A 20,708-nucleotide genomic window follows, 5' to 3' on the forward strand; every position below is an offset into this window, starting at 1 on the left:
GAGTAAATTGGCTGCCTGATGTTAAATAGATATTGGGAAGTTAAGGAATAGCTTTTCTAGCAGATGCAGTTGGTTCTGCTTCGCTTTTTTGCTGTTGGATAACTTTAGAACTGGATTTTTCCCGGGTACCAATAATAAAATTACGGATGTACACTACCACGCCAAATATCTGTCCGATAAATAGAACCGGATCTAACCGGATAACTGCATATGACATAATCATTAAACTCCCAACCAAACTAATTAACCAAAAGCCGTTTGGAATAACAGATTGTTGCAGCCGTTCGGAAAAATACCATTGATACACAAAGCGCAGGGTAAATACTACCTGGCCCAAGCCGCCCCAGGCAATTAAAGCCCCCGATATTTTATTATGTTCCAGTAAGTGATTCCAGGTATAATTATCGTATAAAAATAACCAGGCGAACGTAAAAAAAGGAAAAAGTATAGCGAGCCACCTAATAACAAATGGCACTTCGGACCAAAGATTTTTCAGTTTTAAATTGCGTAAATAAATAAAATAAGAAATTACCTGCCCTCCTATTACCACTACGTCCTCCCGCAAGGCTCCGTAAATCATTAGCAAAATGGATGCAATAATACTGGTGGTCCAGAAAGAAGCAGGAGACAAAACTTTACCGGCTTTTTCAGATTGAATCCACTGCAGTAAAAGCCGGGCCGAAAATAATAATTGGGCTAATAATCCAATGCCATAAATAAAATAATCGGTTTTAGTCATGGTGAGGATGCAGCATTTCTTTCTGGAATTGATCGGCTATTTGGTACCGGATATAACGCTTGCGCATCCACCGGAAAGCAAAAGTATCTTGCAAAGGTCCCCACAACCGATTAAATAAATGGTATTTAGAATAACCCGCTAGTCGCTCGAAATGCTGCACCGGTATTTGCTTTACTTTGCCCCCTTGTAACTGAAACAAAGCGGGTAAAAAACGATGCATGCCGGTAAAAAAAGGAACCCGCTTTGCGTATGCCGCATCCATAATTTTCAACGGACATCCTGTATCAGCAATTCCATCCTGAATCATCCGACGCCGGAAATTATTAGCAATTTTAGAAGATATTTTCTTTACGAAGGTGTCTTTCCGCTTTTGCCGTATACCATTTACCATTTGATACTCGGGTAGGTAAGGGAAAAAAAGCAGAAAATCTAAAGGTGAAGTTTGTAAATCAGAGTCGATGTAGCCAATGTAAGTACTTGTAGAATAGTCAATTCCAGCTTTAAAAGCGGTGCTAAGTCCATAATTCTTATCCAGCGAAATATAATTGTAGCCGGTTTTACTAGCACAAATTTGTTTAATCCTAGCCAAACTCTCATCCCGGGAACCATCGTTCACAAAAAGTACTTGCGTAGGCATCGGTGATTTTTCCAGGAAAGCATCCATGGCTTCACTGAAGGGCTGCAGGCATTCTTCTTCGTTAAATACCGGAACAATTATAGTTAAAGAGGATTCAGCCCGAAGACTGGAGGCTAGGTTCATAACAGTACTTTCGTAAGCTAATAGCAATTGTTTATTCCCGTAAAGGTAATCAATATTACTTAACTCACTGTCAGAAATTGCTTTTGATAATAACTGGTATACCACTTAATAAAGTGAGTTAAACCGGTTTCTAAAGAAGTAAGTGGCCTGAAATCCGTAGCGTCTATTAAATCCTGAACATCGGCGAAAGTAGCAGGTACATCGCCGGGCGGCATTGGTTGTAAATCCAGAATGGCTTTTTTTTGCAGTAATCGCTCCAGAATAGTTACCAGTTCCATTAAATGCTCCGGCTGGCTGTTTCCAATATTAAACAATTTGTACGGAACCACCCGGCCTTCTTCGGCCTTCGGCGGCAAATCTACTAGGCGAATAATACTTTGAATAACATCATCTACGTAAGTGAAATCCCGGAGCATGTTCCCGTGGTTATAAATTTTAATGGGCGTTTGCTCCTGAATAGCTTTAGCAAATGAAAAATAAGCCATATCGGGCCGCCCCCAAGGACCGTAAACCGTAAAAAAACGCATCCCGGTAATGGGTAGTTGGTACAAGTGGGCGTAGCTATGCGCCATTACTTCATTGGCTTTTTTAGTAGCAGCATAAAACGAAACCGGCGTGTCTGTTCGGTCCTGAACAGAAAAAGGTATTTTTTGATTATTGCCGTACACCGAACTGGAAGAGGCAAATAGTAAATGTTTGATTTTAAAGTGACGGCAACATTCGAGTATATTAGCAAAACCTACTAAATTGCTCGCCACGTACGATTTCGGATCTTTTAAACTATGCCGTACCCCCGCCTGGGCAGCCAAATGAATTACTACATCAAAATCTTGTTCCTGAAAGAGCGTGGTTAAAGCAGGTTCATCGGTTAAATCCAGCTTAATAAAAGAAATATTTGCTTTACCCTGACTTACCGTTAAAGTATTATATTTAATCAAGTCCAGATCAAAGCCTTGCAAATGTAAACGTCCGGCTTTTAATTGCGGATCGTAATAATCATTAACGGAATCTAAACCAACAATGGTAACCGGCAATTCGGAGAGCGCAAGCAGAAGATGATGACCGATAAATCCGGCACTTCCGGTAATTAAAATACGCTTCAGTTTATTCATTTTTAAGGCGTAACAGCTTAAGTGGGAGTACTAGTTGTAGTTAATTGAAGTAAAGAAGATTCTTTTCACAACAAAGAATAAGCAAATTTTACGAATAGCTCCCAAATCAAATAAATCGCGAAAACAGATTAACTGCTTACCCGGGCTAAATTTTAAAATAAAAGATTTATTTAGTTGACTTTTAAACAAATTTTAAAGCTAAAAGTTACCCGACTCAATATAAGGATTTTTAAACTTATTGAGGCAAATATCCCGAACCCTCTAGTAATTTAATTATAATTATCGCTGATTATTAATTGATTATAAAATAGCCTAACCCATAGAAACAATTTAAATAAGAGCGCACATGAGAAAACTGAAATTGTATATTGCTGCTAGCCTGGATGGAAAAATTGCCCGCAAAGATGATTCTATTGATTGGTTACCAGACCCTAATGCCGGTGAAGATTACGGTTACGAAGCCTTCTTAGCCGAAATAGATACCTTGGTAATGGGTTACAAAACCTACGAAATCTGTTTGAAATTAGGCGAGTGGCCTTATGAAGGAAAAAAAACCTACGTTTTTACCCGTGATTTAACTAAACCTCATATTCCGCAGGTAGAATTAATTAATCAAAACCCAGTAGATTTTACAAAAGATTTACTCCAGCAGTCCGGTAAAGATATATGGTTAGTAGGTGGCGGTGAAATTAATACCTTGTTGCACGATGCAGGTTTAATAGATTCGTACATCATTGCTTTTATTCCGCTCATTTTAGGAGAAGGAATTGAATTATTGCCTCAGGTGCAGCAGCAGCAAAATCTAAAATTAACAAAACACCAGGTGTATGATAACGGTGTGGTTTTGCTTTATTTAGAAAAACCTTAGCTTTCGAGAATTCGAATGAAAGAGAACAAGTATCAAGATTTTAGATGATAAACTTCTGATGTAATAATTGATTTATTAACAATACCCTATCTCTATAATCGCAACCTCCAAAATAATAAATTAACTTGTCTGGTTACTTAATTGAATTTACTTTTTACTGGTTCCTCTTTTCCTCTGGTTAGATCCTTTTCGGAGGACTGTAAGCAAAGTAAAGCGTAGTAAAGCAAATACTATAAAGGACTACTTATAATTACTAAAACCCAAATTATATAAATTTTATAAACCCTCTCAAATTTTATTGTTGAGAGGGGTTTATAAAATTTATAATTTATTTCTTATTATTTACTGATTTTGATTGTTCGCGGGGCGACTTTGCTGCATCGGGTTGGGTCCGGTAGAAGAGCCGCGGGGAGCCGTTTTCTGCTTGAATAATTCAAACTTAGAAGGAGCATACTCCGCTGGCCAAGCATTGTTATTTTCTTCAATATCACCGGTTTCGCGGTATGGATCTAACCGCAGGCTTTTCACTTCTTTGGCTTTCGCAAATACCTTCGTGATTTTGTTTTCGTTTTTACGCCAGATATACGCCGAAATACGTTCGGTTTCTTTTGAACCATCAGCATACGTCCATTCCAAAATTAATGGCATTACCAAACCACCTAAATTAGTAAATTCTACTTCGTAAAAATTGGTTTTGGTATCGTATAAGGCTTTTTCTTCAGGACTTAAACCAGCGTGAAACTCGTTAAAAGCAGATTTAGAAGCCGGGGTTACCGCAAATCGATCCCACTTGTTATAAAAGTCCTGTAAAGAAGTATCTTGCTCTACCGCAAATTTGGTTCCCTCCTGCCGATTACGTTCGCGGCCAATATTAAATTCAGCTTTCTCGCGAGTAGCCTTGGCTTCCAGATTTTCCACCTCCGGATTCTTGGTATCCATCCGATAATACTTCACGTTGGAAATAGCAATATCCACCGGATCTATTCCATAGAACCAGCCCCGCCAAAACCAATCTAAATCTACAGCTGATGCATCTTCCATAGTCCGGAAAAAGTCGGCGGGAGTAGGATGTTTGAAGGCCCACCGGCGGGAATATTGTTTAAAAGCATAATCAAATAATTCCCGGCCCATTACTGTTTCCCGTAAAATATTTAAAGCAGTAGCAGGTTTGGCGTAAGCGTTAGGACCGAAACGAACTATATTTTCCGAGTTCGTCATGATAGGCTCTAACTGTTCTTTGGGCAAGCGCATGTAATCTGCAATTTTGTGGGCTGGTCCGCGCTGCGATGGATAGTTGTTATCCCAGGCTTGCTCCGTTAAATATTGCAAGAAAGTATTTAATCCTTCATCCATCCAGGTCCATTGGCGCTCATCGGAATTTACAATCATCGGGAAGAAATTATGACCTACTTCGTGAATAATAACCCCAATCATGCCATATTTGGTAGCTTCAGAGTAAGTACCATCTTTTTCGGCCCGGCCGTAATTAAAGCAAATCATCGGGTATTCCATTCCATTTGCTGCCTCCACCGAAATAGCTACCGGATAAGGATAAGCAATACTATGCTTAGAGTACGATTTTAAAGTATGCGCTACCACTTTCGTAGAGTAACGGTTATACAGTGGGTAAGCTTCCGGTCCGTAGTAAGACATGGCCATTACCTTTTTACCTTCAACGTTGGTGCCCATGGCATCCCAAACCAGGCGGCGCGACGAAACAAAAGCAAAATCCCGCACATTGCTGGCTACATACGTCCAGGTTTTCTTCTTGGTAGCTTTGCTTTTTAAGGCTTGCGTCATTTCCTCTTTCGTCACAACTTCAACCGGATTCGCCGCATTTTTTGACTGGTTCCATCGCTTCATCTGGGCCGCCGTTAGCACTTTGCTATAGTTCTGACATTCGCCGGTGGCTCCTACTACGTGGTCGGCGGGTACCGTAATGTTTACTTTAAAATTACCAAACGTAAGAGCAAATTCGCCGCGACCAGTAAACTGTTTATTTTGCCAACCTTGAAAATCGGAATAAACCGCTAAACGGGGATACCATTGCGAAATGGTGTATAAGTAATTACCATCTTCCGGGAAATACTCATAACCACCTCTTCCACCAATGGTCATACGGTCAGAGATGTTATAGTTCCAAGCCACCTTAAACTTGAAGCGCTCCCCAGGTTTTAATGTTTTGGGCAATTCTATGCGCAACATGGTTTGGTTAATGGTGTACTTTAATGTTTTGCCACTTCCATCAGTTAAACTTTGAATTTTAACCCCCAAATCTTGGTTGTGCCCCATGATTTCTTTAACGTCCGCAATAGACATTTTTTCTTTCATGCTGCTTTCTTCAAACTTCTGGTTATCGCTCTTTAGGTTATGTTCGTTTTCGTCGAGTTGCAGCCAGATGTAAGTAAGCGGATCGGGGGAATTATTGTAATACGTTACCGTTTCGGAACCCGTAATGAGTTGTTTTTGGTCGTCCAAGTCTACGTTGATATCGTAGTCGGCGCGTTGTTGCCAATAACGGGGACCAGGAGCCCCGGAGGCTGAGCGGTACATATTGGGATCCTGAATCATCGTACCCAATTGCTCAAATTTATTCCCGTGATTAGACTCCGGATTACTCAGGTTTTGCGCCGAAGCTGCGGTACTTAAGCTGGCAATACAAAGGAAGGTTAAAAAGCGTTTTTTCATTTAAATTAAAAATTATTGCATCAAATTGGCCAGGCGTTCTATAGCCATGGTAAAAGCTACACCAAATATTGCCGACGACAGAAATAAATTCCATTCCCGCCGCGGAGTTTTAACAATTTCGGTAAAGATAAAAGATAAAAACAGAATAGTTAAAACAATGATTATTTGACCCATTTCTAAACCTAGGTTAAAGCTAAATAATTCCGCTAAAATGTTTGAATTACGCCCTAGTAAACTCTTAAGATAATTCGAAAATCCCAGACCATGAATAAGACCAAACAACATGGCCATTAAATAGTTAAACCGGATAAGGGCTGCCGATTTTTTTTTTCGCAGAATATTAGATAAACAGGTAAATACAATAGTAACCGGAATCAGGAATTCTACTAATTCGGTAGGTACTTTAATTTTATTTAAAACACTTAGCGCCAATGTTACGGAATGACCCAATGTAAAGGCCGTAACTAATACGAATACTTTCCGCCAATCGGGTAAGGCATATACTCCGCAAAGGGCGCAAACAAATAAAATATGATCATACCCTTGCCAGTCTAAAATATGTTCCCAACCTAACGCAAAGTATAAAGAAAAATCTTGCATGAATTTCTTTTTGTAATTTGGCGTTAAATTAAATAGAAAGCTGGTATTTTCCCGCTCTTGCTTAAGCTATGCTATCGTATATTTTTATTACTTTTCTTTATTTAAGTTCTTTCATTCATCCTTTTTTCGTGAGTGTCACCGAGATCCGGCACAATGAAAAAAGTAAAAGTCTGGAAATAAGCAGCCGGATATTTTTTGATGATTTAGAAAAAACTTTAGAAAAAAAATACCAGGTTCAGATTAACATTATTAAACCGACTGACGCAAAACAAGTAAATGATTTAATAGCGGATTATTTGCAACATCAACTGCAACTTAGGGTTGATGGTAAATTAGTTAAGCTGAAGTATTTGGGTTATGAAATTGAAGAAGATGCTGCCTGGTGCTACCTGGAAGTACCGCAAACCACAACGGTAAAACGCCTGGAAATAGCCGATTCCATTTTATTTGACCAGCACCCGGAACAGCAAAACATGGTGCATGTTACAGTAGGCAAACAACGCCAGAGCACGAAGCTAGATAACCCCGATAGTAAGTATACTTTTAATTTTTGAGGCTTGTTTAAATTAGGCTTTATAGTGTTAAGCTTTTATGAATAAAAAGTAAAAAAGCAGGTACTTTAACCTGCTTTTTTACTTTTTATTTTTGAGGTATTCCTCACTACTTTTTAACCTAAATAGAACCTGAGCGGAGTGAAATAGAAAGAATTTTAAGAAAATACCCTTTAATTAAACACCACTTATAATTCTTACTTAGGCCAAAATATCTTTCACTACTTTGCCGGCTACATCCGTTAAACGATAACGGCGGCCTTGGTTTTTAAAAATCAATTGTTCGTGGTCAATACCTAATAAATGCAAAACAGTAGCTTGAAAATCGTGGACGTGAACCGGGTTTTTAACAATGTTATAGCCAAATTCGTCGGTTTCGCCGTAAGATATACCTTTTTTAATGCCGGCACCGGCCATAAATATGGTGTAACAGCGTGGATGGTGATCCCGGCCATAGTTTTCGGGTGTTAATTTTCCTTGCGAGTAATTGGTGCGGCCAAATTCACCTCCCCAAATTACCAGAGTTTCATCTAATAAACCCCGTTGTTTTAAATCTTTAATTAAGGCCGCCGATGCCTGATCTACCGACTTTGCCATTAACTTAATATCGTTAGGTAAGTTACCGTGCTGGTCCCAGCCCTGATGATATAACTGTACAAAACGCACATCTTTTTCAATCAGGCGGCGAGCCAGTAAACAATTGGCGGCAAAGGTTCCGGGCTTTTTAGATTCTTCCCCGTACATATCGTAAATATATTCGGGTTCTTTACTAATATCCAGCGTTGCCGGTACCGAGCTTTGCATCCGGTAAGCCATTTCGTATTGCGAAATGCGGGAATTTATTTCTTCGTCGAGAACGTGTTTAACCTGGGCCTGGTGCAGTTTAGCTAAATGGTCGAGCATACGGCGGCGGCTTACTTTATCCATGCCACCCGGATTGTTCAGATAAAATACTGGATTATCCCCTGACCGGAAAATAACGCCCTGGTGTTCCGAAGGCAAGAAACCATTCCCCCAAAGCTTAGCATAAAGTGGCTGATCTCCCTCCCTGGCTCGGGAAAGTAATACCACGAAAGCCGGCAAATTCTGATTTTCGCTGCCCAAACCATAACTCAGCCACGAACCGAAACTAGGTCTACCCGCTTGCTGGCTACCCGTCTGAATAAATGTAACTGCCGGGTCGTGGTTGATAGCCTCGGTGTGCATGGATTTAATAAAACATAAATCATCCACAATTTTGGCAGTATGGGGCAACAATTCCGAAACCCAGGCTTGGCTTTTTCCGTGCTGCGCAAACTGGAATTTACCCATGGCCAACGGAAATGATTTCTGGTTAGAGGTCATGCCGGTTAAGCGTTGATTACCCCGAATAGAAGCCGGTAGTTCTTGTCCGAAAAGTTGTTTAAGCTTGGGTTTATAATCAAACAATTCTAATTGCGAGGGCCCACCGCTCTGAAATAAGTAAATAATTCGCTTTGCTTTAGGAGCAAAATGAGGCAATATGGGCTTTGGATTAGTATCGGCAAAAACGTTGTTGGGTAGTAAAGAAGATAAAGCAGCAATGCCCACGCCGGCGAGGCTGGTACGGGTTAGAAATTCCCGCCTGTTCATTTGGCTGGCAACTTGCTGGTGATGGTGGTGATGGCACATAGTAATATATTTAACGCTTCACAACAAATTCATCAAAATTCATGAGAGTATTGGCTACAACGGCACAAGTAGCTACCTCAGCGGCAGCTAATTTTTTATCTCGTGGGTACTCTCCTTCTTGTAGTAATTTTTCGGTACGAGCTTTATTATTTATAAAATCAGCGTACTCCTGTTGGTATAAATCTTTTAGTATGGTTAATTCATCCGGTCGAGGTCGGCGACTGGTTAGAGCCCGGAAAGCATACGAAATGCGTTGTTCCGGCGTAGAACCACCTTCCCGAATCATGCGTTCACCTAAAACCCGAGCTGCCTCTATGTATTGCACATCGTTCATTAATACCAAAGCTTGCAAAGGAGTGCTGGTTTTCTGACGGCGTACACTACACATATAGCGGTCGGGCACATCAAAGTTAATCATAGCGGGGTGGGGCGAACTGCGCTTCCAAACGGTGTACAAACTCCGGCGGTACAAATCCAGTCCTTTACTGGTTTCGTAATGCGTAGCATTTCGGGTAGCTAAAGCTTCCCAGATACCCGCCGGTTGATACGGGTACACACTTTTACCCCCTACCTTGGGCGTTAACAAACCGCTGGCAGTTAAGGCATTGTCGCGAATCATTTCGGCGCTTAAACGGTACGAAGGTGCCCGACTGAATAATTTATTATCCGGATCTTTGGCCTTATTCTCCGCCGTAGGTACCGACGATTGCCGGTAAGTAGCCGATAGTACCATCATTTTTAGCAAAGCTTTTACGTTCCAGTTGCTTTCCCGGAAAGTAACGGCTAAGTAATCCAGCAATTCAGGATGGGTAGGTAATTCACCTTGGTTACCAAAATCTTCGGCTGTTTTTACAATGCCCTGTCCAAAACATTGTTGCCAGTAACGATTTACTACCACTCGCGGAAATAATGGTTGTTCTTTGCTTAATAACCATTTAGCTAATCCTAAACGGTTTTGAGGTAATTTCCTGTCGAATGCTAAAATTTTTTCCGGTGTGTTTGGGTGCACTTGTTCTTTAGGCGCATCGTACGCACCTCGGTCTAATAGAAAAGTGGCACGTGCTTTTGGTAATTCCTTGTAAACCATTACCTCTTCCTGATTGGTGAGCAGCTCGTTTTCGCGGCTACGGGCTTTCATTAATTCTTTTTGCAGAGAACCGTATTGCGGATCAAAGTTTAGTAAATAATATTCCCGTAATTGATCCTTTTGTTCGTCTGAAAGGCTTATAACAGGTTTAGTCAGTAAAGTTTGAATAAGATTTTTTTCCCCAGCCAATTGTTGTACCTCCAAAGCAGCCAATTGCCGGTTATAAGCTCTAAACTCATCAAAAGCTACATTCGAAATAGACTTGATAGATGCCTGACCGAGTTTAAAGTTTTGAATACCCCAGTTAATTTTGTCTTTGGCGTATAGTAAACTTTGCTTTAGGTCGTCGTTAATTACTTTTACATTGGTGAGCTTACCATCCAGGTAAAACTTGATGCCTGTAGCTTTGCTGCTGCCATCGTAAATAAGCGCCAGGTGGTGCCAGGATTGTGGCGCTAATTTTTGAATGGTTTGTACCTCTATAGCATTTGCCGGATAAACATGCACAAATTTAAGGGATAAAGTACCATCTTTATTCAAGCTACAGAGATACCCGCGCCAATTATCGAGTTCGCCGTTTGTGCGGTTAAAGAGCGGACCTTGCTCACCTGGTTTTAAAACATTCACCCAAACACTAATACTAAATGGTTCATAGCGGTCGAAGGTTAATTCTTTGCTGAACTCTACTCCCATATCCCCGTCGACTTTAACTGCCTGGCCGTATTTGCCCGAATAAGCTGTTGGGTTCCGGTCTTTTTCGCCGCTGGTATAATGAGCGTTTAAAGTAGTTTTAATTTTATTAGTAGGAATTTTCTCGTCGAAAGAAAAATAGCCTAAAAGCCCCAACTTACTGTTAATATACTTAGCCGGATTCTCCTTTGCCTTTTGTAACCACTTTTCAAAATCTGATTCGAAATTACTTTTTTGTAATTGTTTATCTTCCAACGGCTTTAGCTTAGTCCGGATAAAGTATAACTTCTCTTCGGCTTCGGGTTTAGTTAATATTAAACTCGGGCTGGCTTCGCCGGTATAAGGTATTTCGCCGGTTTCGTTATTACTATTAAAAAAAGCCGATAATTCGTAATAGTTCTTCTGGGAAATTGGATCGTACTTATGATCGTGGCACCGGGCGCATTCCGTGCTTTGGGCTAAAAAAGCTTTACCAAACGTGTTCACCCGATCGGCTACGTATTCTGTTCGGTATTCTTCGTCTACAATGCCACCCTCCTGACTTTGCGGATGATTACGTAAAAAACAGGTGGCAATTAATTGTTCACGCGTAGGTTGAGGTAGTAAATCGCCCGCTAATTGGTAAGTAATAAATTTATCGTACGGGATATTGCGGTTAAAAGCAGAGATTACCCAATCGCGCCAGGGATAAGCGTTGCGCAATCCATCGTCCTGGTAGCCGTGCGTATCGGCATAACGAGCTACATCCAGCCAATCTACGGCCAGGCGCTCCCCGAAATGCGGAGATTGTAATAATCGGTTTACCACTCGCTCGTAGGCCTGGGGTGTTTTATCCGCCAAAAAAGCATCTATTTCGGCAATAGTGGGCGGCAAACCCGTTAAGTCAAAAGATACCCGCCGGATTAAAGTTTCCTTGGAAGCTTCCGGGTTTGGTTGTAAGCCTTTTTCTTCAAGCTTGTTTAAAACAAAATAATCTATGGAATTTTTAACCCAATTTTTCTTCTTAATGGTAGGTAAAGGCGCTTTTTGAGGTACTACCAATGACCAATGCGGCTTGTATTCGGCACCGTCTTTAATCCATTTAATTAAAATGGCCTTTTCTTCCGGACTTAATTGCAAATGCGATTCAGGAGTAGGCATTAAATATTCCGGATCAGTACTGATAATCCGGTGAAACACTTCACTTTTTGCCAAGTTACCTGGTACTAAAGCTTTACGCCCGGTATCTTTATTTTCTTTTTGGTAAGCCTCTACTAAATCCAGCCGTAATCCTCCTTTTTGCTTGTTTTTGTCCGGCCCGTGGCAGGCAAAGCAACGATCCGATAAGATAGGTTTTACGTGTAGGTTATAATCAACTTTAGCCGGAACCTGGGTCATAGCTTTTTCTACTTCGGGCGGTAAGTCCGGCTCGCTGCAACTGCCCAGCGACAGCAACAAAACGGTAACTACCCCAAATAAGAAATGCTTGTTATTCATGGTCAGAAAGATTATAAAGTATCGGTACCAAAGTTAATCTCTACTTCTTGGCCCACTTGCTTTTGTAAGGCGGCTACTCCCTGCGAAGTCACCTTGGTTTGCCATAAGTAAATAGATTTCAAGCTTTTACAACTGGCTAATATTTTTAACCCCTGATCCGTAACTTTGGTGCCATAAAGGTTTAAATATTTTAGATGGGTTAGTGATTGGATAGCTGAAAGGCCGGCGTCGGATACCGCCGTTTGATCAAGGCTTAAGCGGGTAAGATTTTTTAACTTTTTTAAGTGCACCAAACCATTGTCCGTAATTTTAGTTTCCGACATATCCAGCCAAATAATATTATCGCTTAACTTAGCCAATAATTGTATGTCGGCGTCTGAGAAATTTGGCGCGTTAACCATATTCAAGGCTACGTAGCTATTATCGCGGGTAAGCGGACTTACTACTACCCCCAGGTTTTTAATTTGTTGTAGCACAGAATTGTCCGGCAGCTTTACCTTAGCCTTCGGAATTTCAGGAATTTCAGCTACAGAATTTTTGGGGTCTGCTTCTTTCGTTAAACTAGATAAAACAATCTTCACTTTATCGTCTTGCGGAACTTCGGCCACTTTTTTGTTAAAATCCCCTGCCCCTTGTTCAATCCACCAATGAATAAGCTGAACTTCTGATTCGGTTAGTTGTGGTTTGCCTTTGGGGGGCATACGGTCGTCATCTTCTTCGGGAAGAATTAAACGCTTATAAATATCACTTTCATCGGCTTTACCACCAATGATAATTTTGCCGTGTTCACCACCTTTTAGGATATTTTCCGGTGAATCTAACCGCAAATCCCCTTTTTGCTTTTTGGAACTATGGCATTGATAGCATTTTTGTTCGAGTACCGGCTCTACTAAATCGGCGTATACTACGGCTTCGTTTAAGTTGGTAATAGGCTTGCGTATTTTTTTAGCAGGCGTTTGCCCCATTAAGGCGGTCAAGGGTTGAGATAAATAATCTTCGCCGTGGGTTAAGTTACCGCCATAGTGCCCGGTACCTATCAGGAATAAAGTAGCTAACAAAACACCGGGTACAAGTAGTTTCTGCGGAAAACGTTGCGATTGGATTAAAAAAACAAAACCCGTAAGTAAAGTTAAAGCAATACCTAAAAACTGATGTAAATCTACGGCTTCTTCGTCGTAGCCTCCGTCTTGCTTTAACATAAAGCCAGCCAGGCAAGCCATTACACCCGAAATAAAACCAGCAAACCACAACAATGGCAAAAATTCCCGAAAACGCGCGTACTTCGCAAAATTAACCAGCAGTTGCAAGGCAATAGCCAGCATCAGAATGCCTATAGGCAAATGCACAATTAAAGGATGTAATCGACCAAAAAACTGGATCAGATTTTCTACCATTGGATTGATTAAGCAGCTTAGATTTATAAAAATTATATGATTAGAGGATAATTTACAAAAATTTAGCGGAAGCACTTAAAGGTAACTTCTTAATTTTTGCTCAATGTGCAATATACAAAAAGCTTTCACTCTGAATGAATCACCTGCTTTTTTATCCCGGTATATATTTTAATGGATCTGAGTTATTCTAATTATGTATGGTAGTGAAGACTCTTATTTTTACTAAATTAAGTAATAATAGCGGAGCAGTAAGCTTTAATAATACCTTTAAACAAGTTAAGGTTTACTCAGATTTAGCTAATATTTGCTAGATTTTCAAATCAATCCTTATCTATAATGTACATCAAAAATTAATGGTAATAAAAAAGGGAAAGCTTCAGTAGCTTTCCCTTTTTATAAAAAATAAATTTAGATTATTTTTTAGCAGCGTCCATTTTTTTATTCATGGCTTCGGCATCTTTGGTGCGGCCAGTTTGAATGTACACTTTAGCTAATGTTTCCATGGTGCTGGCATCGTTTGGATTTGATTTATGCGCAGCTTCGAAGTAAGGAATAGCGGCATTAAAGCTTTGCTTGCTATCGGCAGCATATTTAGCTCCGGATTTTTGCTGATTAGCAGCACTTAATTTACTTAATTTATTGTTAATATCGGCTCCTTTATTGTAGTAATAAACGCCCATATTAAAGTTAGCGTCAAAGTTAGCCGGATCAATTTTAAGAGCCGATTCGTAACTCTGGCGAGCTTTATCTTTTTCGCCGGTTTGATCATAAATCGATCCTAAAACATTATATAAATTGGCGTTATTCGGATCAACTTTAACTGCATTTTCGATTTTAGAAATAGCTTCCTTGCCTTTACCTGCTTTAATGTACAAGTTTAACTCTTCTAACATAAAATCTTTATTATTAGGAAATTGCTTTACAGCATCCTGTAATAAAGAAGCAGTTTCAGCCTCGTTTTTATCTACGTCTCTAGCAAAATAAATCAAACGGCTGTATACCATAGGCGTTTTATGATTCATTGCTAAAAGCTTTTTGTAGTTTTCTTTAGCCAGTGCATAATCTTGCTTGGCTTCGGCGGCGTAAGCGGCATATACAAAAGCAGTGGTATCTTGCGGACGAATATTCTGCGCCATGGTATAAGCTTTAATAGCTTCGTCGTACCGCTTATCATTATACGCATTTACCGCATTGTTAAATGCACCAGCGTACAAATTATCTTTTTTGGCTGCTGCCTGCTTGCCCCACTCGCCATCTTTGTCTAAAGCAATAGCTTTATCATAAGCCTGGTAAGCTTCTTCTACAGCATTGGGTACTTGCTTGCCAAAAATAGGGTTTTCGATGTAAGCGGAATAAACTTCTCCTTTGGTAAACCAAGCTTTGGGGTCGTTCGCTGTTTTTTCGTGCACAACAGCTTTATCAATCGAAGTTTTTGCTTTATCTAAGGTCCCATTCTTCAAAGACAATATCGCATTTGTAACTTCAGATTTTTGGGCCATTGCCATTTGCATACTCACGACGGCAACGGCAGTTAACAAAAGTTTTTTCATACAAATAAATTACTCGTTTTAGTTTAAGTTAGGGTTTATTAATTTTCATTGATTAAATCCGGATCGGTTAAATCCGGATTTAAAGATTCATCGGCTGGCAACTCCGACTGATTCAGGACAATTTCGGTTTTATCTTCGTATTCGATTTTTGCTACCGATGAAATTTCATCGCCTTCGTTTATTTTAATTAACCGTACACCTTGCGTAGCGCGGCCAATTACCCGCAAATCACTTACCCGTAGCCGGATGGTTATACCCGAACGGTTAATAATCATTAAATCGTCTGAATCAATAACTCCGTGAATAGCAACGAGGCTGCCGGTTTTTTCGGTAATTTTTAAAGTTGTTACCCCTTTACCGCCGCGGTTTGTAATGCGGTATTCTTCTAACGGCGACCGTTTACCAAAGCCTTTTTCCGAAACTACCAGCAAGTTCATGTTTGGATCGCTTAAGCAAACCATTCCCACTACTTTGTCTTTTTCGTTAGCTAAAGTAACGCCTCTCACTCCGGCTGCATTCCGGCCCATAGAGCGTACTTTGTCTTCGTTAAATCGTACGGCCCGACCTGATTTTAGTGCCAGTACAATATCGTTAGAGCCGTTGGTTAAACGCACATCTAATAATCTGTCCCCGTCGTTTATTGTGATTGCATTAATACCGTTTAAACGAGGTCTGGAGTAAGATTCCAACGGGGTCTTTTTAATGGTACCTTGCTCAGTACAGAAAATCAAGTAATTATTTAAAACGTAATCCGGATTTTTTAAATCGTGCACGTTAATTACTGCCCGTACTTTGTCCTCTTTCTCAATGTTAATCAGGTTTTGAATGGCGCGTCCTTTAGCTGTTTTACTGCCTTCCGGTATTTCATAAACTTTCAGCCAGAACACCTTACCCGACTCAGTGAAGAGCAACATGTAATTATGCGTATTGGCAATAAATAAGTGTTCGGTAAAATCGTCTTGTTTAGAGGCTGCTACTCCGCGAGAACCTACTCCACCGCGGCTCTGGCTACGGTATTCGGTTAAAGCGGTCCGCTTAATATAACCATCGTGCGAAATGGTAATAACCATGCTCTCATCCGGAATCATATCTTCCATGGAAAAATCGCTCGACGACATTTCCACGTTGGTGCGGCGCGGATCTCCGTAGCGGTCGCGAACTTCAATCAGTTCGTCTTTAATGATTTGCATCCGCAATTCTTCACTAGCCAGAATTTCTTCTAACCGAGTTATCAACTGCTTAATTTCTTCGTACTCTTTCGTAAGTCTATCCCGCTCTAAACCGGTTAAACGCTGCAAACGCATATCTAAAATAGCTCTCGCCTGAATTTCAGATAACTGAAAACGCTCCATTAAGCCAACCCGGGCCACATCCGGATCACGCGACGAACGAATTAAGGCAATTACTTCATCCAGGTGATCTAAGGCAATAAGTAAGCCTTCCAAAATATGAGCCCGCTTTCTGGCTTCGCCTAACTCAAACTCTGTCCGGCGAATAACTACTTCGTGGCGGTGTTCCACAAAGTACCGAATCAGATCTTTCAGGTTAAGTGTGAGTGGCCGACCGTTAACCAGTGCCACGTTGTTTACCCCAAAAGATGATTGTAATTGCGTGTATTTATATAGGTTATTCAGAACTACGTTTGGCATCGCATCACGCTTCAAATCGTATACCACGCGCAAGCCATCACGATCCGATTCATCGCGTAAATCTGAAATACCTTCTATTTTCTTTTCGTTAATTAAAGCTGCCGTTTTTTCAATCATGGCCGCTTTATTAACCATATAAGGAATTTCTGAAACTATGATTTGCTCCTTACCGGAAGGAGTAGTTTCAAATGTAGCTTTAGCCCGAACAATTACCCGTCCACGACCTGTTTCGTAAGCAGACCGAACGCCCTCGTACCCATAAATAGTACCACCAGTAGGAAAGTCAGGTGCTGTTATGTGTTGCATTAACTCCGCAATAGTAACTTCGTGATTATCAATGTAGGCGATAATACCGTTTACTACTTCGTTTAAATTATGAGGCGCCATATTGGTAGCCATACCTACCGCAATTCCGGAAGTACCGTTTATCAATAAATTCGGTAATTTGGCCGGCATAACGCTCGGCTCCTTTAAAGAATCGTCGAAATTTGGAATGAAATCAACAGTATTTTTATCTAAGTCTCCCAGGAGTTCGTCCGCAATACGTTTTAGCCGGGCTTCCGTATACCGCATCGCTGCCGGAAAATCGCCGTCAATAGAACCAAAGTTACCTTGGCCATCAACTAAAGGGTAACGTAACGACCAATCCTGAGCCATCCGCACCATAGTGTCGTACACAGAAGAATCGCCGTGGGGGTGATATTTACCGAGTACCTCGCCTACAATTCTGGCTGATTTTTTATATGCTTTATTGTAAGTTACGCCTAACTCCGACATACCGTATAAAACGCGGCGATGCACGGGTTTCAAGCCGTCGCGTACGTCTGGTAAGGCTCGGGAAACAATAACGGACATCGAGTAGTCGATGTACGCTCCCCGCATTTCATCTTCAATATTAATAGGTATTATTCGTTCGCCTTCTGTCATTTTTTTGTTAAAAATGTAGTATTCTATTTAGAAACCGTGGCCTGCAAGTTACAGAAAATTTAAGGTTTTTGTCTAGTTTTCTTGGTTCTTCTTCCGGTTATGCTGTGGATTCTCCTTGGTATCACGCGGTATTCCTTGGCCAATATGTGGGTTTTGCCGTTTCCAGATAGGTTGGCCACGGTAAATTTTACCACTATGGTGATGTACTTTGCGCACACTGCAAGAAGCAATAGGGCAAGCAGGACGACAACCAACCAATACAACCAATAAGAAGAAAAAAACAAAAATTAATCCCTGCCGGGGGGTGAGCAACATGGAAGTAAAAGATAAATAAGGATAAGAATAAAACTTATTTGACTGCCTCAAAACTAAGTAACAATTTTTAATAAATTTTCAAAAAAAGTCTGCTATTAAACAAATACTTAAATGATAACGAAAATCTTTTTGATTTATTTAATAAGTAACCACTATTATATTAAACGTAATTTAATTGTTTAAAATTCATTTAAATGCGCTTAATTAAAATCTAATTGCTTCAGAAAGAATGGTTTCTGATGATTTTTGTTTTAGTAGACTTTATACCTTTTTACTTTTAAAGCGCATTAAATAAATTTTAGAACCGCCCGGGTAAAAATAATTCTTCCATAAACATTAATTATTACTCGTATTTATTTGCCTGAAGAGCAGGCAAAAGCGGCAGTGTTCTTAATAATTTTGCGTTATAATTCTAATGTTTGCAGGAGAATATTTAGTAAATTTATAGGTAAATATGTTAGTAAATTTGTATTATATTCCTAGTATGTGGGTATAAATTCCATTATTTAACCTTATTTAATTCCTTGCAAAATGCGGCGGATTTCGTTGGCTTCCTGCATAAGGGCGTAGCTTTTTTTCTCATCCTGGTTGTCGATTATTTCTTTAAAATTCTGCAAAATTTCGATGTAATTACGAAGTGCCTCGGAAATATTTCTACCATTTTGGGTAAAAATTGGAGCCCACATATCTGGCGAACTTTTAGCCAAACGAACCGTGGAAGAAAAACCGCTGCCCGCCATATCAAAGATATTTTGTTCGTTTTTTTCTTTTTCTAAAACCGTAATACCAAGCGCAAAGGAACTAATATGGCTTAGGTGCGAAACGTAAGCCAAATGTAAATCATGCGAAGTAGCATCCATGTAACTAACCCGCATTTCTAGATTATGACACAGCTCTTTAATTAAAGTTAAGGCGGTGGGGCTGCTTTTTTCCGGTTCGCAGATTATCATAGTTTTTTCCTTCAGCAAGGTGGCAAAGGCTGCTTCCGGACCAGAATACTCTGTACCCGCAATGGGGTGAACGGCTACAAATTGGTCCCGTTTGGGATGATGCTGGACGGCCGAACATATCAACTCTTTGGTAGAGCCAAAATCAATTACTACAGCCGAAGGTGCAACTAAATCCAAGACCCGTGGGAGCAATGCTACAATGGCATTTACCGGGGATGCTAAAGCAACTAAATCTGCAATGGATACAGCTGCCTCCAACGGCATAATTTGTTCAACAATTTTTAAATCCAAAGCTTTTCGCGCATGCTCCGGATTATTATCTACTCCAATAACGGTAAGATCAGGTATGGTTTCTTTTAAGCCTAAAGCAAACGAACCTCCCAATAAGCCAATTCCTATAATACAAAGCTTCATACTTAATAAAACCGGTAAGTATCCGGTCTTTATCTTTTTACCGCCAAATTAAAGCTTTTACTTTTTAAAATAATAAATTTAAATGCAACCGTAAACTAAAAAAAGCTCGGCGGATTAGAAGTAATTAGTAAAGCATGGCAGGTTAAAATTCGTTTTTTATTATAAATTACTAAATATTAAAGGGTTATAGTTTTAGTAAAATCTAAATTTTTTTAAATGCTTAAGGCTTGTGAGAAGAAAAATAGGAACGAAAATTGTTGTATGAGAATGGATTCAGGTTACTAGGTTTTAGAATATCTTAATAAAAAATTTACAAACAATTTCGAACCAAAACTTTGGTTTTTTAGTATTTTAATTACATTTGCACCGAATTAAAAAAGATGGAGAAATATTATTCTTTTACGCTAGCCACTTCTACGCTGCCTACTCTTCCGGTAGCAATGGTTGTTGCGTCTCCATTATTTAGGCCTGCTTGTAGACAGGATTTCCCCGTAAGGGCGTAATCTATTCTGGGTAACTTATGCGGTAACCCTTTTCCACTCCAATTATTTCAGTTTATTCTTTTAAAATCTTAAGCAGGATTTTACTCATTTTTAATTCTTTTTAATTCACCATGATAATGATTGAAGATAAAAAAACTGATGTTCCTCAGGTTAACAATCTTCCTGGGTCAGACGATCAGTTTGTTATAAAAGTAGCCACTGCGGAGGATACTATTTGGGCGCAAACCATTTGCGACGAAATGGAATCATCTGCTAAATCGCGAGGCACTGGTATTGCCAAACGCTCACCCGAATACATAAAACTCAAAATGCTGGAAGGAAAGGCCGTTGTTGCACTTAGCAAAGATGGTGAGTGGGCGGGCTTTTGCTACATCGAAACTTGGGGGCATGGCGAGTACGTGGCTAACTCGGGGTTAATTGTTTCTCCAAAATTCCGAAAAGGTGGGTTGGCTAAAAAAATTAAGCTGGAAGTTTTTGCGCTCTCGCGCCGTAAATATCCCGCTGCAAAAATATTTGGGCTAACCACCGGTTTAGCCGTAATGAAAATTAATTCAGATTTAGGCTACCGTCCGGTTACGTACTCCGAACTAACCAACGACGAAGAATTCTGGAAAGGTTGCCGGAGCTGCGTTAATTTTGAAATTTTAACTTTAAAAGAGCGCAAAAACTGCTTGTGCACGGCTATGCTTTATGATCCGGCCCAAGATAGGGAACGTAAATTTAACACTCTGCTCAGCGATACCGAAGATTCTTCTTCCGATTTATAATACCAGCAAGAGCAGCTA

15 protein-coding genes are annotated in these 20,708 nt (G+C 40.2%); 3 read left to right on the forward strand and 12 right to left on the reverse strand.

The genetic code is table 11. The annotated features are described in order from the left end of the window. Positions 1–40: 40 nt before the first annotated feature. The 3 genes from HUW48_RS11350 to HUW48_RS11360 are packed head-to-tail and all read right to left on the reverse strand — an operon-like array spanning position 41 to position 2,611. On the reverse strand, positions 41–739 hold the full coding sequence (locus tag HUW48_RS11350) for a lipid-A-disaccharide synthase N-terminal domain-containing protein (RefSeq protein ID WP_182415777.1): 699 nt from the start codon (positions 737–739) through the stop codon (positions 41–43). Next, positions 732–1,499 (reverse strand): glycosyltransferase, encoded by a 768-nt coding sequence (locus HUW48_RS11355; protein ID WP_182415778.1) that lies wholly within the window; start codon positions 1,497–1,499, stop codon positions 732–734. Before HUW48_RS11355 ends, HUW48_RS11350 begins: the two co-directional genes overlap by 8 nt. A gap of 59 nt (positions 1,500–1,558) precedes the next feature. Then, on the reverse strand, positions 1,559–2,611 hold the full coding sequence (locus HUW48_RS11360; RefSeq protein WP_182415779.1) for an NAD-dependent epimerase/dehydratase family protein: 1,053 nt from the start codon (positions 2,609–2,611) through the stop codon (positions 1,559–1,561). Positions 2,612–2,957: 346 nt separating this feature from the next. Between HUW48_RS11360 and HUW48_RS11365 the strand changes: the two genes are divergently transcribed. Further along, a complete protein-coding gene (locus HUW48_RS11365; RefSeq protein ID WP_182415780.1) occupies positions 2,958–3,479 on the forward strand; it encodes a dihydrofolate reductase family protein in 522 nt (173 codons plus the stop codon). 342 nt (positions 3,480–3,821) lie between these two features. On the opposite strand, the gene HUW48_RS11370 is transcribed toward HUW48_RS11365, so the two are convergent. Continuing rightward, entirely contained in the window at positions 3,822–6,167 is a 2,346-nt protein-coding gene (locus HUW48_RS11370; protein WP_182415781.1) for a M1 family metallopeptidase, read from the reverse strand. Positions 6,168–6,179: 12 nt separating this feature from the next. Then, on the reverse strand, positions 6,180–6,767 hold the full coding sequence (locus tag HUW48_RS11375) for a HupE/UreJ family protein (RefSeq protein ID WP_182415782.1): 588 nt from the start codon (positions 6,765–6,767) through the stop codon (positions 6,180–6,182). 68 nt (positions 6,768–6,835) lie between these two features. Between HUW48_RS11375 and HUW48_RS11380 the strand changes: the two genes are divergently transcribed. Next, on the forward strand, positions 6,836–7,321 hold the full coding sequence (locus HUW48_RS11380; protein ID WP_182415783.1) for a DUF6702 family protein: 486 nt from the start codon (positions 6,836–6,838) through the stop codon (positions 7,319–7,321). Between the two features lie 198 nt (positions 7,322–7,519). On the opposite strand, the gene HUW48_RS11385 is transcribed toward HUW48_RS11380, so the two are convergent. The 7 genes from HUW48_RS11385 to HUW48_RS11415 form a co-directional block, all read right to left on the reverse strand. Continuing rightward, a complete protein-coding gene (locus tag HUW48_RS11385) occupies positions 7,520–8,968 on the reverse strand; it encodes a DUF1501 domain-containing protein (RefSeq protein ID WP_182415784.1) in 1,449 nt (482 codons plus the stop codon). Between the two features lie 10 nt (positions 8,969–8,978). Next, on the reverse strand, positions 8,979–12,221 hold the full coding sequence (locus HUW48_RS11390) for a DUF1553 domain-containing protein (protein ID WP_182415785.1): 3,243 nt from the start codon (positions 12,219–12,221) through the stop codon (positions 8,979–8,981). A gap of 11 nt (positions 12,222–12,232) precedes the next feature. Further along, complete coding sequence (locus tag HUW48_RS11395; RefSeq protein ID WP_182415786.1) at positions 12,233–13,615, reverse strand: c-type cytochrome domain-containing protein; 1,383 nt, start codon at positions 13,613–13,615, stop codon at positions 12,233–12,235. 413 nt (positions 13,616–14,028) lie between these two features. After that, positions 14,029–15,165 (reverse strand): tetratricopeptide repeat protein, encoded by a 1,137-nt coding sequence (locus HUW48_RS11400; RefSeq protein WP_182415787.1) that lies wholly within the window; start codon positions 15,163–15,165, stop codon positions 14,029–14,031. Positions 15,166–15,203: 38 nt separating this feature from the next. Then, a complete protein-coding gene (gene gyrA, locus HUW48_RS11405) occupies positions 15,204–17,741 on the reverse strand; it encodes a DNA gyrase subunit A (RefSeq protein ID WP_182415788.1) in 2,538 nt (845 codons plus the stop codon). Positions 17,742–17,813: 72 nt separating this feature from the next. Then, positions 17,814–18,056, reverse strand: coding sequence for a hypothetical protein (locus HUW48_RS11410; RefSeq protein WP_182415789.1), 243 nt, complete (start codon positions 18,054–18,056; stop codon positions 17,814–17,816). A 512-nt stretch (positions 18,057–18,568) separates the two neighbouring features. Continuing rightward, complete coding sequence (locus tag HUW48_RS11415; protein WP_182415790.1) at positions 18,569–19,420, reverse strand: prephenate dehydrogenase; 852 nt, start codon at positions 19,418–19,420, stop codon at positions 18,569–18,571. A gap of 619 nt (positions 19,421–20,039) precedes the next feature. Here HUW48_RS11415 and HUW48_RS11420 point away from each other — a divergent pair. Then, positions 20,040–20,690: a GNAT family N-acetyltransferase gene (locus HUW48_RS11420; RefSeq protein WP_246343834.1), complete on the forward strand. Its 651-nt coding sequence runs from the start codon at positions 20,040–20,042 to the stop codon at positions 20,688–20,690. Positions 20,691–20,708 lie beyond the last annotated feature (18 nt).

It is taken from the genome of Adhaeribacter radiodurans, assembly GCF_014075995.1.
Lineage (GTDB): Bacteria > Bacteroidota > Bacteroidia > Cytophagales > Hymenobacteraceae > Adhaeribacter > Adhaeribacter radiodurans.

What these genes read in the sequence shown, in the direction of transcription:
- HUW48_RS11385 (WP_182415784.1), bottom strand. Translation starts at nt 8,968, where the DNA reads ATGTGCCATCACCACCATCACCAGCAAGTTGCCAGCCAAATGAACAGG.
- HUW48_RS11400 (WP_182415787.1), bottom strand. Translation starts at nt 15,165, where the DNA reads ATGAAAAAACTTTTGTTAACTGCCGTTGCCGTCGTGAGTATGCAAATG.
- HUW48_RS11375 (WP_182415782.1), bottom strand. Translation starts at nt 6,767, where the DNA reads ATGCAAGATTTTTCTTTATACTTTGCGTTAGGTTGGGAACATATTTTA.
- HUW48_RS11365 (WP_182415780.1), top strand. Translation starts at nt 2,958, where the DNA reads ATGAGAAAACTGAAATTGTATATTGCTGCTAGCCTGGATGGAAAAATT.
- gyrA (WP_182415788.1), bottom strand. Translation starts at nt 17,741, where the DNA reads ATGACAGAAGGCGAACGAATAATACCTATTAATATTGAAGATGAAATG.
- HUW48_RS11360 (WP_182415779.1), bottom strand. Translation starts at nt 2,611, where the DNA reads ATGAATAAACTGAAGCGTATTTTAATTACCGGAAGTGCCGGATTTATC.
- HUW48_RS11390 (WP_182415785.1), bottom strand. Translation starts at nt 12,221, where the DNA reads ATGAATAACAAGCATTTCTTATTTGGGGTAGTTACCGTTTTGTTGCTG.
- HUW48_RS11350 (WP_182415777.1), bottom strand. Translation starts at nt 739, where the DNA reads ATGACTAAAACCGATTATTTTATTTATGGCATTGGATTATTAGCCCAA.
- HUW48_RS11410 (WP_182415789.1), bottom strand. Translation starts at nt 18,056, where the DNA reads ATGTTGCTCACCCCCCGGCAGGGATTAATTTTTGTTTTTTTCTTCTTA.
- HUW48_RS11380 (WP_182415783.1), top strand. Translation starts at nt 6,836, where the DNA reads ATGCTATCGTATATTTTTATTACTTTTCTTTATTTAAGTTCTTTCATT.
- HUW48_RS11370 (WP_182415781.1), bottom strand. Translation starts at nt 6,167, where the DNA reads ATGAAAAAACGCTTTTTAACCTTCCTTTGTATTGCCAGCTTAAGTACC.
- HUW48_RS11420 (WP_246343834.1), top strand. Translation starts at nt 20,040, where the DNA reads ATGATTGAAGATAAAAAAACTGATGTTCCTCAGGTTAACAATCTTCCT.
- HUW48_RS11355 (WP_182415778.1), bottom strand. Translation starts at nt 1,499, where the DNA reads ATGAACCTAGCCTCCAGTCTTCGGGCTGAATCCTCTTTAACTATAATT.
- HUW48_RS11395 (WP_182415786.1), bottom strand. Translation starts at nt 13,615, where the DNA reads ATGGTAGAAAATCTGATCCAGTTTTTTGGTCGATTACATCCTTTAATT.
- HUW48_RS11415 (WP_182415790.1), bottom strand. Translation starts at nt 19,420, where the DNA reads ATGAAGCTTTGTATTATAGGAATTGGCTTATTGGGAGGTTCGTTTGCT.